This window comes from Virgibacillus profundi (assembly GCF_002287375.1).
Classification (GTDB): Bacteria; Bacillota; Bacilli; order Bacillales; family Amphibacillaceae; genus Virgibacillus_K; species Virgibacillus_K profundi.
Map to the genome: position 1 here is coordinate 14,630 of NZ_NPOA01000022.1, position 13,757 is coordinate 28,386.

The window sequence follows — 13,757 nt, forward strand, 5'->3', positions numbered from 1 at the left end:
CGAGTGATTGAAGAAACAAAATGCGTTGGCAGCATATGTATTAATAGGAATTGGGGGCTATTTCTTATTAAGACAGCTTAAGGTTCCAATTTTTACCGACTTTTATTCATGGCCTACATTGTTGATTATTATTGGGTTAGCTTTACTAATCCATAGCTATACTGCTAAAAACTATCAAAATTTATTTGGTGGAACGATTATTTTAGCATTAGGTATCCATTTTCATGGATTGGAGCATTACTCCTTTTGGATAGACCATTGGGCTGTATACCTGCTTATAGTTGGTATAGCATTTATTGTTCGTTTCCTGCAAACCAAGCATGGACTCTTACCGGGAATTCTGCTCATAGGTATTTCATTAATTTTAATCTTCTCCTTAGAGGTACCTGCATGGTTTGACTGGATTTATGATGTTTTTGAATTTATTGAGCGATTTTGGCCAATTGCTATAATTATTGTTGGTATTTATTTATTAAAGAAAAAGAAATGAGGCTGTCCAAAAGGCAGCCTCATTTCTTATAGATCTTGTTCAAAAGGAGGATAAAAAGGACCGAGAAGTTCGAGACGGCGTAGTTTCGAGCACAAGGATAGCTCCACAGAATATGCATCGCACGAAGGAAAGGTGATCTGCCTTTCCAAGGAACGGAATGTATGCATTTAGATACATGAGTAGCGGAGAAACAAGCCAACGAAGAAATTCGATGTGTCATTTTTACCGGACTTTTTGAACATCCCTTATAATATCGAACTTAAAAACGCTTGTGTTCGTTCTTCTTTTGGATTATCGAATAGATCATTTGGTTTACCGGATTCAACAATTCTCCCATCATGCATATAGTTAACCCAATCTCCCACTTCACGTGCAAAGCCCATTTCATGTGTAACTACAACCATTGTCATTCCTTCCTCAGCAAGTTCCTTCATCGTGGTTAAAACTTCTCCAACTAATTCGGGATCTAGTGCAGAAGTTGGTTCATCAAACAGCATGACATCAGGTTTCATTGCTAACGCCCGGGCAATAGCAACACGCTGTTTCTGACCACCTGATAAAGTTGAAGGGTATACATTATATTTATCAGCCAATCCAACTTTATCTAATAGTCTTTTTCCTTCCAAAATAGCCTGTTCCTTCTGAAGACCCTTCACCTGTGTTGGTGCTTCAATAACATTGCCAAGCACTGTTTTATGTGGAAATAGGTTAAAGTGCTGAAATACCATCCCAACACGCTGACGAATTTCATTTAAATTATGTGTGTCCTTTTCTACTTGTTCGCCTTCAATGATAATTTTTCCGCTGTTTTTCATTTCCAGGAAGTTCAGACAGCGTAATAAAGTACTTTTTCCAGATCCACTTGCACCAATTAATACAACAACATCACTTTCCGTTACGGTCATATCTATATCCTTTAATACATGTAAATCCCCAAAAGATTTATTTAATTTATCTACTTTAATCATTTCTTGTTTTTCGCTCATGATACACCACCTCCGAATTAATCGCTTGCAGCTAATTTTTTCTCAATCTTGTTTACAGCTAAAGTAAGAACCAATACGATCAATAGATAATAAACCGCTACAGTGAAAAAATACGGAAGGTAGTCAAAGCTGTTCGCCCCCATTGTACTTGCAACTCCGAATAAATCCTGCATGCCAATAAATGAGACAAGTGAAGAGTCCTTAATACCAATAATAAACTGGTTACCAAGTGATGGTACAGCCCTTCTGAATGCCTGTGGTAAAATAATCCTCCGCATCGTTAGACCTTTACTCATACCAAGTGAGCTACCAGCTTCCCGTTGTCCTTTATCAATCGACTGTATTGCACCACGTATAATTTCAGCAATATATGCACCACTATGGAAGGCAAGACCAGCTACTCCCGCCCAAAACATGGGAATAAGTAATATATCTGTCAAACCATAAAATAGGATAAATATTTGTACAATTAGCGGTGTACCACGCACGATCCAAATATATGCATCTGCTATCCATTCTAAGATTTTTATATTAGATATCTTCAGTATTGCAAAAAATAAACCAATAATAAAAGCAATGATTAATGAAGCTACGGATAATTTAAATGTAATCCAAAGTCCATCAATAAATACGTCAAAGCTACTAATAAATACATCAAAAAAGTGCAGTAATGATTCCAACTATTTCAACTCCTCTTATAAGGGCAAATGTGCGCATGATATGCGCACATTTGAATGATTAACATATTAATTTATTCTGTTACATCCTCAGGCTCCTGTGTAATGTCAACACCAATCCACTCTTTGGAAAGCTCTGCTAATTCACCGCTTTCTTTCATTTCCTGCAATGCTTTATTAACGGCTTCCAATAATTTATCATTACCTTGTTGAACTGCAACAGCTTGTTCACTGATACCCAATTGCCCACGGTTTTCAATCTCTAAACCACTATCAATAGCCGTCAATCCAGTAATATCATCGGTTATAACTGCATCATGATGACCCTTTGCCAATGATTGAAGAGCTACTACATCACTGTCTACTTGTGGTATGTTTTCAGTATATTCCTCTGCCATTTCCACATATGTTGAACCCCTTGAAACCGAAATTTCCTTTCCATTTAAATCTTCGGCTGATTTAATATCACTGTCTGGTCTTGTATAAATAACCGGTCCCGAGTAATAATAAGCTTCAGAAAAATCTACTTTCTCCAAACGTTCATCCGTTATTGTGTGACTCGCTACAGCAATATCATAACGTCCTTGATTTACACCAGTAACAATCCCGGAGAACTTTGCCTTTTTCTGTACGGCTTCCAGTCCTAACTTTTCTGCAATTGCCTCACCAACTGCAACATCATACCCAATCATTTCACTGCCTTCCATATAACTAAATGGTTTAAATTCTCCTGAAGAGGCGATTGTTAGCTTTCCATCTTCTACAAGATCAAAGGAGTTTTCAGACTCTCCACTGTCTGATGAATTTTTCTCACTATCTGACTCCTCATCAGAACTCCCACACGCCGACAAAAACAACATTGTTAAAACGACAAATAATAAAATATTCAGTTTTTTCATCTGTTATACATCCTTTCAGTTTTTAATACGAGTTTTATTTGGTACAGGTTCTCTCTTATTATTAGTCTATTACCCCCGCTTGAATTCGAACCAATAGAAAAATTATACCAATGATATATCGCGTTATCCAATTCAATATTTACTTGTTTCACGTCTTATCGGTACATTTGGATAAACTATAACTCTATAACTCTGATTAACTTACATATACCCAATATTACTGAAATATACTCATCAATCCTTGTAATTTTCCGAATACAGGAAAATTTTAAATGTTTTATCTAATAAAAAAGCTCCCTATTAGATTGTTAATCTAAAGTAGAGAGCTGTTACTAATTATTATATAAATTTCCTCAAAAGTCGCCAAGCCTCATCTTTGCCTTCTGCAGTTTCGGATGAAAATGGAAGAACATAATCTTCTGGTGCCATCTCAAGCGTATTTCTTGTACGCTTTATATATTGATCTTTTTTGTTTTTTGGAACTTTATCCAGCTTCGTTGCAACAACAATTACAGGAAGCTCAAAGTGTTTTAAATAATCATACATTTGAATATCATCTTTTGTTGGTTCATGACGAACATCAGTGATTAACAAGACAGCTTTTAATGTATCTCTTGTCTGGAAATACTCTTCCATCATCGCTCCCCATTTGTCACGTTCCTTTTTTGATACTTTTGCATAGCCATAACCGGGAACATCGACAAAATAAAAAGCTTCATTAATTTTATAAAAGTTTAATGTTTGTGTTTTCCCAGGCTTGGATGATGTCCTTGCCAGATTTTTACGATTGATCAATTTATTAATGAAAGAAGATTTTCCTACATTGGATCTTCCGGCTAATGCTATCTCCGGAAGCTGATCTCCTGGGTATTGTTGCTTACTGACTGCACTTATTACAATCTCTGCATTATTAACTTTCATTTTTCTCCCCCGCTAGCGCATGTTCCAACACTTGATCTAAATGATTAACTTTTATAAATGTCAGCTCACTGCGAACACTTTCCGGAATATCATCAATATCTTTTTCGTTTTCCTCGGGTATGATAATCGTTGTAATACCAGCCCGATGTGCACTCAATGACTTTTCTTTCAAGCCACCGATTGGCAGTACACGGCCACGTAAAGTTATTTCACCAGTCATGCCAACTTCCTTTTTGACTGCTCTTCCGGTCAAGGCAGACACAAGGGCAGTAGCCATTGTTATCCCTGCAGAAGGGCCATCTTTAGGTGTTGCTCCTTCAGGTACATGTATATGGATATCATAGGTTTCATGGAAATCAGGATCTATATTTAATCCTTCTGCACGTGACCGAATATAACTAAATGCAGCCTGAGCTGATTCCTGCATAACCTCACCGAGTTTCCCTGTTAATGTAAGTTTCCCCTTGCCAGGGTAGTGGGTAACCTCAATTGATAATATATCCCCACCTGCAGCTGTGTAAGCAAGACCTGTAGCAGTTCCTACCTGATCTTGTTGTTCCATTAAACCATAGCGATAAAGTGGCTTGCCTAGTAATTCCTCTAAGCTTTTCTCTGTAACAATCACGCGTTTCTTTTCCTCAGAAATTATAATCTTTGCAGCTTTTCTGCACAATGTAGCCAGTTGACGTTCCAGATTTCTAACACCAGCTTCACGTGTATACATACGGATCAATTTCAACATAGCTTCATCGCGAATTTGCAAATTACCTTTTTTCAATCCGTTTTCTTTTAATTGTTTTGGTAATAAGTGTTCCTTAGCAATATGCAATTTTTCAACTTCAGTATATCCCGCAATTGAAATAAGCTCCATTCTATCTAATAATGGGCCTGGTATATTATTAACATAATTAGCCGTAGCTACAAATAATACACTCGACAAATCATAGGTCTCTTCAATAAAATGATCACTGAAATTACTGTTTTGCTCCGGATCCAAAACTTCCAGCATGGCGGAAGAAGGATCACCTCTGAAGTCATTTGACATTTTATCAATTTCATCCAATAGAAATACCGGATTAATTGTTTCTGCTTTTTTCATACCCTGAATTATTCTTCCAGGCATTGCACCAATATAAGTCCTTCTGTGTCCCCTGATTTCCGCTTCATCACGAACCCCACCTAATGATACTCTGACAAAGTTTCTGTCAATGGAACGTGCAATGGATTTTGCCAGGGATGTTTTCCCTACCCCAGGAGGACCCACCAAGCAAAGAATTGGTCCTTTAATTGATTTTGTAAGCTTTTGCACTGCCAGATATTCCAAAATACGCTCCTTGACTTTCTCCAAGCCATAGTGATCTGTATCCAGTATTTTTTCTGCATGATCAATTTCGATTCTGTCCTGGGTCTTTTTTGTCCATGGCAATGCTAAAAGCCATTCCAGATAATTTCGAATTACAGAGCTTTCTGCAGAGCTCTGTGGTACCTTCTCATACCTGTCCAATTCCTTTAATGCTACTTCCATAATGTTTTCAGGCATATCCGATTCATCAATTTTTTCTTTCAACTGACCAACCTCACCGGTTTTACCATCTTTTTCCCCAAGCTCTTTTTGAATTGCTTTTAATTGTTCACGTAAATAGTATTCTTTTTGTGTTTTTTCCATAGAGGTTTTAACACGTTGTCCAATTTTTTTCTCCAAATCCAGAACCTTTTTTTCATTGGAGATTATTTTAATAAGATGCTGCAATCGCTTTTTGACATTTTGCAGTTCAAGTAATTCCTGCTTATCTTTAATTTTCAAAGATAAGTGAGAAGTTACTATATCCGAAAGCCTTCCGGGTTCATCAATATCAGATACGGTTGCAAACGTCTCATGCGTAATTTTACGGGAAACCTTTATGTATTGCTCAAATTGACCTAATAAAGAACGCATTAAAGCCTCTTCTTCATGCTTGTCCTCATGAATATCTTCAAACTTACTAATTTCAACAACAAATTCATCGTTTTCGTCAATAAAACGAATAATCTCCCCACGATGAATCCCTTCTACAAGCACACGGATTGTTCCATTGGGAAGCTTAAGCATTTGTTTTACCTTTGCCAATGTTCCAATCTGGTAAATATCCTTTGGTTCCGGATCATTTAAACTCACCTTTTTTTGTGCAGCAAGAAAAATGGTTTGGTCGCCCATCATCGCTTTTTCCAATGCCTGTACAGATTTATCTCTACCTACATCAAGATGAAGAACCATTGATGGAAATACAAGTAATCCACGTAATGGAAGGAGGGGGAGCTGAATAGTTTCTTTTGTCATTTTATGTACCTCCATTTAATATGTAATAATTAACATATATATGATATATCCTTAAAGTTTATAGAAAAATTACCCATTTGTAAATTTATATAATTTGCCACTATTGTTATAGTTGGTCTTTTCTGATGCGATTATACTAGTAGATGTTCAAAAAGTCCGGTAAAAATGACACATCGAATTTCTTCGTTGGCTTGCTTTTCCGCTCCTCACGTATTAATTGCATACGTTCCGGTGCTCAAAGCTACGCCGCCTTGAACTTCTCGGTCCTTTTTATCCTCCTTTTGAACAAACTATACTAAACAAATAAAGAGGTTGACAAAAAGCATAACTCTCTGATTAGAGAGTGAAAATGCTGTGTCAACCTCTACTATACATGTTTTAAAAGTCAGTTACGCACTTTCTTTTGGATGCTTTTGATTACTTTCTCTTACCGTACCATCTCTAAAAATAAGCTTTGGAGTTCCATTTTCCTCTGATACCGTATCTTTTGTAATAACACATTTGTCTATATCATCACGTGACGGCAGTTCAAACATCACCTCAAGCGTGATACCCTCAATAATGGAACGTAAGCCTCGTGCTCCGGTTTTCCTTTCAATAGCCTTCTTAGCTATCTCAGTCAGGGCATCCTCTTCGAATTCAAGTTCAATGTCGTCCATTTGAAAGAGTTTTTCATATTGTTTTACAAGCGCATTTTTCGGCTTTGTTAAAATTTCAATTAAGGCAGTTTCATCCAATGGTGTTAAACTTCCAATAACTGGAATTCTGCCAATGAATTCAGGAATTAAACCATATCGCAGTAAATCTTCTGGAAGTACTTTTGTAAGTAATTCACCCATATCAAGATCCTGCTGTTTTTCATTTGAACCAAATCCGATTACTTTTTTACCAAGTCTACGTTTAATAACTTGATCAATACCATCAAATGCACCACCAACAATGAATAAAATATTGGTTGTATCAATTTGAATGAATTCTTGATGTGGATGCTTGCGACCACCTTGTGGAGGTACACTTGCAACTGTTCCTTCAAGGATTTTTAACAGGGCTTGCTGTACCCCTTCTCCTGATACATCACGAGTAATTGATGGGTTTTCCGATTTACGGGCAACTTTATCAATTTCATCGATATAAATAATCCCTTTTTCTGCTTTTTCAACATCATAATCGGCTGACTGGATTAGTTTCAGAAGGATATTTTCCACATCTTCCCCGACATAACCTGCCTCGGTTAATGAAGTTGCGTCGGCCATCGCAAATGGCACATTAATAATACGTGCTAATGTCTGTGCAAGTAATGTTTTACCACTACCTGTAGGTCCAATCATCGCGATATTACTTTTAGCCAATTCAACATCATCAGAAGTTGTTTTTGGCGAATTGATACGCTTGTAATGATTATAAACCGCTACAGATAAGTTCTTCTTAGCCTTATCCTGACCAATAACGTAATCATCTAATGTTTCACAGATTTCCTTAGGCTTTGGAATTTCTTTTAATTCAGTTTCTTCTTCTGTTCCAAGCTCTTCTTCCACAATTTCCGTACAAAGTTCAATACATTCATCACATATATAAACGCCTGGACCGGCAACTAACTTACGTACCTGTTCTTGACTTTTTCCACAAAATGAACATTTCAGTTGTCCTTTTTCTTCATTAAATTTAAACATTCCATTCACCCCTAAAAGTGTAAATCTTCCCCTAAACTTCAGACCGTTTAGACTTAATATTTATAGTCATCATAACAGATCAAAATTAAAAAACAAAACAATATACTTTCTACTGATTAAACAAGATATAATACATATCTGATTATATATGCCATGTCCAACCCAAGCGCCAATCGACCAGTAAATTTCATTTATATCCTTGTTTTTATTATGGATAAAATATTAAAATTGTCAAATCATACTACTTATACTATATGTCTTATCATTAAATTAAGTAGTTAAATCAAACATTAATTAAATAACCGCTGTACTTTTTCATACAATAACATCTTTTTTTCGGTGGGGCGAGCAATGCGCAGTCCTATTTTTTTCGAAAAACTGAGAATAAAAGTGAAAACAAGGTGCGAAATATTTCACACCTTGTTTAATACTTACCTTATTTAACTATGGTAAACGAAAGCACTGAATATTATACAGTTTTACTATTTTCTGCAAGGAAATCAATTGCTTTTCTCATTTTCAGATCACCTGCAAGTGCATCCGCATTTCCACCGAGCATTTGTTTAAGCTGATCTACATCTGTTCCGTACATGGACGCCATTTTTTCCAGTTCAGCATTAACATCTTCTTCAGTTGCTTCCAGATCTTCTGCATTTACAATTGCTTCAAGTGTAAGGTTGGTTTTAACACGTTTCGCTGCATCATCTTTCATTTGCTCTTTCAACGCATTTTCATCCTGACCAGCAAATTGAGAATACATTTCCATTGTCATTCCCTGTGCTTGAAGTTGTTGTTCAAATTCTTTTATCATTTGATCAAGTTCTGTATCTACCATTGCATCTGGAATTTCCACTGTAGCATTTTCAGAAGCTTTTTCAATTAATGTTTCGCGTTTCTGATTATCAGCATTTTGTTTCTTTTGCGTTTCAAGTTCTTCTCTTTTCTTTTTCTTTAATTCATCAAGTGTTTCCACTTCTTCATCAACATCTTTTGCAAATTCATCATCAAGCTCAGGTAATTCTTTAGATTTAACCTCATGAATCTTCACTTTGAATATAGCTTCTTTCCCGGCTAAATCCTCCGCATGATAATCTTCTGGGAATGTTAATTCAATCTCTGTGTCTTCACCGGTTTCTTTACCAACCAGTTTCTCTTCGAAACCAGGAATGAATTGTCCTGAACCAATTTCCAATGAATGATTTTCGCCTTTTCCACCATCAAAAGCTTCACCATCAAGGAATCCTTCGAAGTCCATTACAACAGTATCGCCCTGTTCTACTGCACCTTCTTCTTTAACGATTAGCTCCGCATGATGTTCACGCATATGTTCAATTTCATGATCAACATCTTCATCAGTTACCTCAACAGACTCTTCTTCAACTTCCAGACCTTTATATTCACCAAGTGTAACTTCTGGTTTAACTTCAACTTTAGCTGTGAAAACAAGCGTTTCACCCTGTTCAATTTTTTCAATATCCACATCAGGTTGTGCAATTGGTTCGATACCAGTTTCGTCAATTGCTTTAACGTATGCATCTGGAAGAACAATATCCACTGCATCCTGGTATAAGGATTCTACTCCAAAACGGTTTTCAAATATTTTACGAGGAATCTTCCCTTTACGGAATCCAGGTATTTGAATATCCTTAGAAACTTTTTTAAATGCTTGATCTAGTGCCTTGTCAAATTCTTCGGGTGCCACTTCAATTGTTAATACCCCTTCATTTCCTTCTTGCTTTTCCCATTTTGCTGACATAAAAATTCCCTCCAAAATCTATTGTTTTCAATCAATTTTTCACGTTCATTAATTAATATTTAATGACCAAATTTACAACCATCTTATTATAACATAATTACTATGCCTTTCAAGCATTTGAGGCGATTCCCTCACTACTCTTCAATGATACTCAAATACAATGATTCACATAACTTGATTTCTTCTTTATAGCGCATCGAAGCTTCACTTAATTTCTGCTGCCGATTTGTATGTATGTTTAAATATTCTTCCCCTATGCTTAGTAAAGCTGCTGCTATCTGGATAATATCCTCAGTCGGTGGCATTATAGGGTACCGGACATAGGCATATCGGAATAAAAGCACTTCCAACATTTGATATAAGGTTGGATTTTTTTGTTCTTGTTCATTAATTAATAAAAGTGTTTGTTTTACTAAGCCTTGTGATTTTATTTCCACTATCTCAGTCGGTTTCACTGTAAGATTAAGTTCAAATTTATGTATAGGTACAGTCTCTGAAAAATTCATTACCCGAAGCCATTGAAAAATTGCTGTTTTAGTTACAGGATGAACATTTTCATTTGTTAATAATGCAACTACTTCCTCAGAAGGTCTGGTTTTCATTTTACACAGGTTTTCTATAATTCGCCACTGTTCTCTGTATTTTTTATTATCCACGGCTTGGTAAAGATCATCTAAATATGTAATGGTTCTTTCAATGTTTACATCCATCTTCATTTTTTCGCTCATATTATAAAGCTGTTGAAATTGCTCTTTTACCGTTAGAGGTATTGTATCATTTTCAATTTCATATTCAACCTGTTCCATTAATAGCTCGTATTGATTTGTTTGAAACAGAATCGTTAGGTACATGTGGACATATTGGTAATAGTTTTTACTTTTAAACTGTAATAATTCTTCACATATATTCTGTGCCTCCCCATAGCGGCCTAACTCCATTAAACATATCAATTTCCCAATTATTATCTCATGATTATCAATCTGATAGCTTAATAATTTATCAAGCTTTTCCAATGCTTCTTCATATCTTTTTTCTTTTAGAGCATGTAAGCTTTCTTCTTCCAATGCTGTTTTCCACTTCGGAAAAAGAATAACATTGTCAGTTTGGTGTTGCATCTATTTCCTCCTTCCCGTCACCTACTTTAATAGTATTAAAAATATTGATAATAAATATACATACCCGAAAAAGAATATGCCAAAACTTTTATTAATAGAAAAGAGAAACCTATTTATCAGTTATAGGTTTCTCTTAGTTAGCGTCCCAGGCAGGATTCGAACCTGCGACCCATAGCTTAGAAGGCTATTGCTCTATCCTGCTGAGCTACTGGGACATATGATATGTATGGAGCGGGTGAAGGGAATCGAACCCTCATCATCAGCTTGGAAGGCTGAGGTTTTACCACTAAACTACACCCGCATTTAATTTGGTATATTATTTAATTATAGTCTCGACCAACATGTCTCGACATCTGCTAGCTTAGTCAAGGATGTTGGGTTGATTGCTTGTGTCTATATTTTTAGCGGACAAGAATTATTATAGGCATTAGAGTTTTTTTTGTCAATACTTTTGTAAATAATGATAAAAAAAGCTTATAAAACATGGAATAGATTCTATGAAAGTAAGCTTTAATTATTAGACTTTTTTTCGTAAGTTTTGTTGCTTTATAAACCTCGCATTGGATATAAAAGACGACGTTTGGGTGTAGAGAAGCGTTTCTATGTGACCGTTTCTAACTGTTTTGACTTCGTTTGGGCAGATAGAGGCGGTCTATGTGACCATTTACACCTGTTTCGGTTTCGTTCGGGTATATAGAAGCGGTCTATGTGACCGTTTGCACCTGTTTCTGCTTCGTTCAGGCATATAGGAGCGGTCTAGTGGACAATTTACATCAGATTCTCCTTTATGCCCCAAGCTCCACCAATACATTTCTAGATTTGTATTTTAAGTCGTCTTTTATATCTTTGTAGCATCACAACAAATCATTTAGGCGGGACGAGTAACTGCTAGAAATCAGCTAATAATTAAAATGAAGCATTACATTTAAGCTCTTCCACTGGTTTCCCATCAATTGAATAAAAATTAACCGTGACATCTTCAGGGCTGTCCCATTCCATTATTGCATACGTCTTCTCTTTTCTGTTTCTCGGCATACGTATACTTCCCGGATTAATAAATAATTGTTTATCCACATGTTCAGCTCCAGCTATATGTGTATGTCCAAAGCAAATAACCTGGGCATTTTCTTCCTTTGCCCTGTAGGATATTGTCATTAAATTGGTTTTTACATGATGGAGATGGCCATGTGTTACAAAAAATCGAAGTCCGTCAATATTAATTAGTTGTTCTTCAGGATATCGTGGATCGAAATCACAATTACCGCCAACCTTATAAAAATCATCTAATAGTGGATCATCCGGACCTAACTCTGAATCCCCACAATGAATCATATACTTCAGTTGATGCCTCTCCTTTATATGGGCAAATTCTTCTGTTAGCCCATGACTATCACTTATTATTAACACTTTAGTCATGTGACACCCTCCAATCCTATCTCGCTTTTATCCATTTCTCCAATTGAATAATAGCATTTCTCCGGTGACTTATGCTATTTTTTTCATTTGGAGAAAGCTCTGCCATTGATTTCGTGTAGTCTTCGGGTATAAAAATGGGATCATAACCAAATCCATTCTCTCCTTTTTCTTCAAAACCAATGCTTCCCTCACAATAACCCGTTTTAAATATAGTCTCCTTACCGGGTATTGCGATTGCCAGCACACAAATAAATCTAGCTGTTCTTTTCTCTTTTGGAATTGTTTTTAATTCGGCTAATACTTTTTCAATATTTTTTTTATCACTTTTTGATTCGCCGCCTGCATACCTTGCTGAGAAAATCCCTGGCCTGCCATCAAGTGCATCAATGATTAACCCAGAGTCGTCTGCTAGAACAGGTGTGTCCAATAATGCTGCTATTTGTTCTGCTTTCAGTGCTGCGTTTTGTTCAAATGTGGTACCTGTTTCCTCAACATCTGGTATATTTTTATCAAGATCCAATAAAGAAACTGCATCTATTTTGTAATCAGCAAAAAATTCTTTAAATTCCTTAGCCTTCCCTTTATTTCCTGTGGCGATGACTATCTGTTTCATTTGGTTTCCCCCTGCTTAACTGTTTCACCTATACGATCTGCCAAACTTCCGATTGTTTCTTTTTGAATATTAAAAATTTGCTGCATTCCTTCATCTGCAAGTTGCAGCATTTTTTGCAACTGATTGTTTGTAAAAGTTGCTTCTTCACCTGTTCCCTGTATTTCCACAAATTCTCCTGCACCTGTCATAACAATATTCATATCTACATGTGCCTTGGAATCTTCTTCATAATTTAAATCTAATATTTCTGTTCCATCAGCCAAAACTCCAACAGAAGTTGCTGCAAGAAAATCTGTAACAGGCATTTTTCCAATTGTGCGCTTTTCCAGTAATTTATCAAAGGCTAAAACAACAGCAATAAATGCACCTGTAATCGATGCTGTTCTCGTACCTCCATCTGCCTGTATAACATCACAATCAACCCATACCGTACGCTCGCCAATTTTGTCCAGATCAACAACAGAACGGAGTGCTCTTCCAATCAATCGCTGGATCTCCATTGTTCTTCCACTAACTTTTCCTTTTGATGATTCTCTTATATTTCTTTGGGCAGTAGCACGTGGTAACATAGCGTATTCAGCTGTTATCCATCCCTTACCCTGATTACGCATGAATGGAGGAACCCTATCTTCTATACTGGCATTACAAATTACTTTCGTTTCACCCACTTCTATTAAAACTGAACCTTCCGGGTGGCTTACATAATTTGTAGTAATTTTTATTGGACGTAAATTATTTACTTTACGCTGATCAATTCTCATCTTAAAAACTCCTCCTCGTATAGTATATTTAAGAACAAAAAATTGCTCTTTGACAATTGAATAATTTCGTTACATTCAAAACATTTTGCTTGGGTATTGCGTGATGTCCTTAGATAATAGAATTGGAATGGATCCA

General features: G+C 36.2%; 12 protein-coding genes and 2 tRNA genes. 1 reads left to right on the plus strand and 13 read right to left on the minus strand.

Translation table 11 applies throughout. The features are described 5' to 3' along the window. The first annotated feature begins 7 nt into the window (after positions 1-7). Entirely contained in the window at positions 8-490 is a 483-nt protein-coding gene (locus tag CIL05_RS20655) for a LiaI-LiaF-like domain-containing protein (protein WP_095657430.1), read from the plus strand. A gap of 245 nt (positions 491-735) precedes the next feature. Here CIL05_RS20655 and CIL05_RS20660 read toward each other — a convergent pair whose 3' ends face one another. From CIL05_RS20660 to rph, 13 genes are all read right to left on the minus strand, one after another. Further along, the gene (locus CIL05_RS20660) at positions 736-1,476 is read right to left on the minus strand and encodes an amino acid ABC transporter ATP-binding protein (RefSeq protein ID WP_095657431.1); all 741 of its coding nucleotides are present in this window, start codon (positions 1,474-1,476) and stop codon (positions 736-738) included. 17 nt (positions 1,477-1,493) lie between these two features. Then, the gene (locus CIL05_RS20665; RefSeq protein ID WP_095657432.1) at positions 1,494-2,156 is read right to left on the minus strand and encodes an amino acid ABC transporter permease; all 663 of its coding nucleotides are present in this window, start codon (positions 2,154-2,156) and stop codon (positions 1,494-1,496) included. Positions 2,157-2,227: 71 nt separating this feature from the next. Next, positions 2,228-3,052: a transporter substrate-binding domain-containing protein gene (locus CIL05_RS20670; RefSeq protein WP_095657433.1), complete on the minus strand. Its 825-nt coding sequence runs from the start codon at positions 3,050-3,052 to the stop codon at positions 2,228-2,230. 339 nt (positions 3,053-3,391) lie between these two features. Beyond that, complete coding sequence (gene yihA / locus CIL05_RS20675) at positions 3,392-3,973, minus strand: ribosome biogenesis GTP-binding protein YihA/YsxC (RefSeq protein WP_095657434.1); 582 nt, start codon at positions 3,971-3,973, stop codon at positions 3,392-3,394. After that, positions 3,963-6,290: an endopeptidase La gene (lon, locus tag CIL05_RS20680; protein WP_095657435.1), complete on the minus strand. Its 2,328-nt coding sequence runs from the start codon at positions 6,288-6,290 to the stop codon at positions 3,963-3,965. Before lon ends, yihA begins: the two co-directional genes overlap by 11 nt. Before the next feature lie 389 nt (positions 6,291-6,679). After that, positions 6,680-7,960, minus strand: a complete 1,281-nt coding sequence (gene clpX / locus CIL05_RS20685) for an ATP-dependent protease ATP-binding subunit ClpX (RefSeq protein WP_095657436.1) — start codon at positions 7,958-7,960, stop codon at positions 6,680-6,682. A 469-nt stretch (positions 7,961-8,429) separates the two neighbouring features. After that, positions 8,430-9,716: a trigger factor gene (gene tig, locus CIL05_RS20690; RefSeq protein ID WP_095657437.1), complete on the minus strand. Its 1,287-nt coding sequence runs from the start codon at positions 9,714-9,716 to the stop codon at positions 8,430-8,432. 134 nt (positions 9,717-9,850) lie between these two features. Beyond that, positions 9,851-10,831, minus strand: coding sequence for a tetratricopeptide repeat protein (locus CIL05_RS20695; protein WP_095657438.1), 981 nt, complete (start codon positions 10,829-10,831; stop codon positions 9,851-9,853). 141 nt (positions 10,832-10,972) lie between these two features. Beyond that, positions 10,973-11,046, minus strand: a tRNA-Arg gene (locus tag CIL05_RS20700). 12 nt (positions 11,047-11,058) lie between these two features. Further along, positions 11,059-11,132: transfer RNA gene (locus CIL05_RS20705), tRNA-Gly, on the minus strand. A gap of 605 nt (positions 11,133-11,737) precedes the next feature. After that, on the minus strand, positions 11,738-12,247 hold the full coding sequence (locus tag CIL05_RS20710; RefSeq protein WP_095657439.1) for a metallophosphoesterase: 510 nt from the start codon (positions 12,245-12,247) through the stop codon (positions 11,738-11,740). Positions 12,248-12,263: 16 nt separating this feature from the next. Further along, positions 12,264-12,860, minus strand: coding sequence for an XTP/dITP diphosphatase (locus CIL05_RS20715; RefSeq protein ID WP_095657440.1), 597 nt, complete (start codon positions 12,858-12,860; stop codon positions 12,264-12,266). Continuing rightward, positions 12,857-13,621 (minus strand): ribonuclease PH, encoded by a 765-nt coding sequence (gene rph / locus CIL05_RS20720; RefSeq protein WP_095657441.1) that lies wholly within the window; start codon positions 13,619-13,621, stop codon positions 12,857-12,859. The genes CIL05_RS20715 and rph overlap by 4 nt, the downstream gene beginning before the upstream one ends. Positions 13,622-13,757: the final 136 nt, after the last annotated feature.

Bases quoted from the DNA above. Each gene is read 5' to 3' on its own strand.
- CIL05_RS20660 (WP_095657431.1), bottom strand. From the start codon at position 1,476: ATGAGCGAAAAACAAGAAATGATTAAAGTAGATAAATTAAATAAATCT.
- CIL05_RS20670 (WP_095657433.1), bottom strand. From the start codon at position 3,052: ATGAAAAAACTGAATATTTTATTATTTGTCGTTTTAACAATGTTGTTT.
- yihA (WP_095657434.1), bottom strand. From the start codon at position 3,973: ATGAAAGTTAATAATGCAGAGATTGTAATAAGTGCAGTCAGTAAGCAA.
- lon (WP_095657435.1), bottom strand. From the start codon at position 6,290: ATGACAAAAGAAACTATTCAGCTCCCCCTCCTTCCATTACGTGGATTA.
- clpX (WP_095657436.1), bottom strand. From the start codon at position 7,960: ATGTTTAAATTTAATGAAGAAAAAGGACAACTGAAATGTTCATTTTGT.
- tig (WP_095657437.1), bottom strand. From the start codon at position 9,716: ATGTCAGCAAAATGGGAAAAGCAAGAAGGAAATGAAGGGGTATTAACA.
- CIL05_RS20695 (WP_095657438.1), bottom strand. From the start codon at position 10,831: ATGCAACACCAAACTGACAATGTTATTCTTTTTCCGAAGTGGAAAACA.
- CIL05_RS20710 (WP_095657439.1), bottom strand. From the start codon at position 12,247: ATGACTAAAGTGTTAATAATAAGTGATAGTCATGGGCTAACAGAAGAA.
- CIL05_RS20715 (WP_095657440.1), bottom strand. From the start codon at position 12,860: ATGAAACAGATAGTCATCGCCACAGGAAATAAAGGGAAGGCTAAGGAA.
- rph (WP_095657441.1), bottom strand. From the start codon at position 13,621: ATGAGAATTGATCAGCGTAAAGTAAATAATTTACGTCCAATAAAAATT.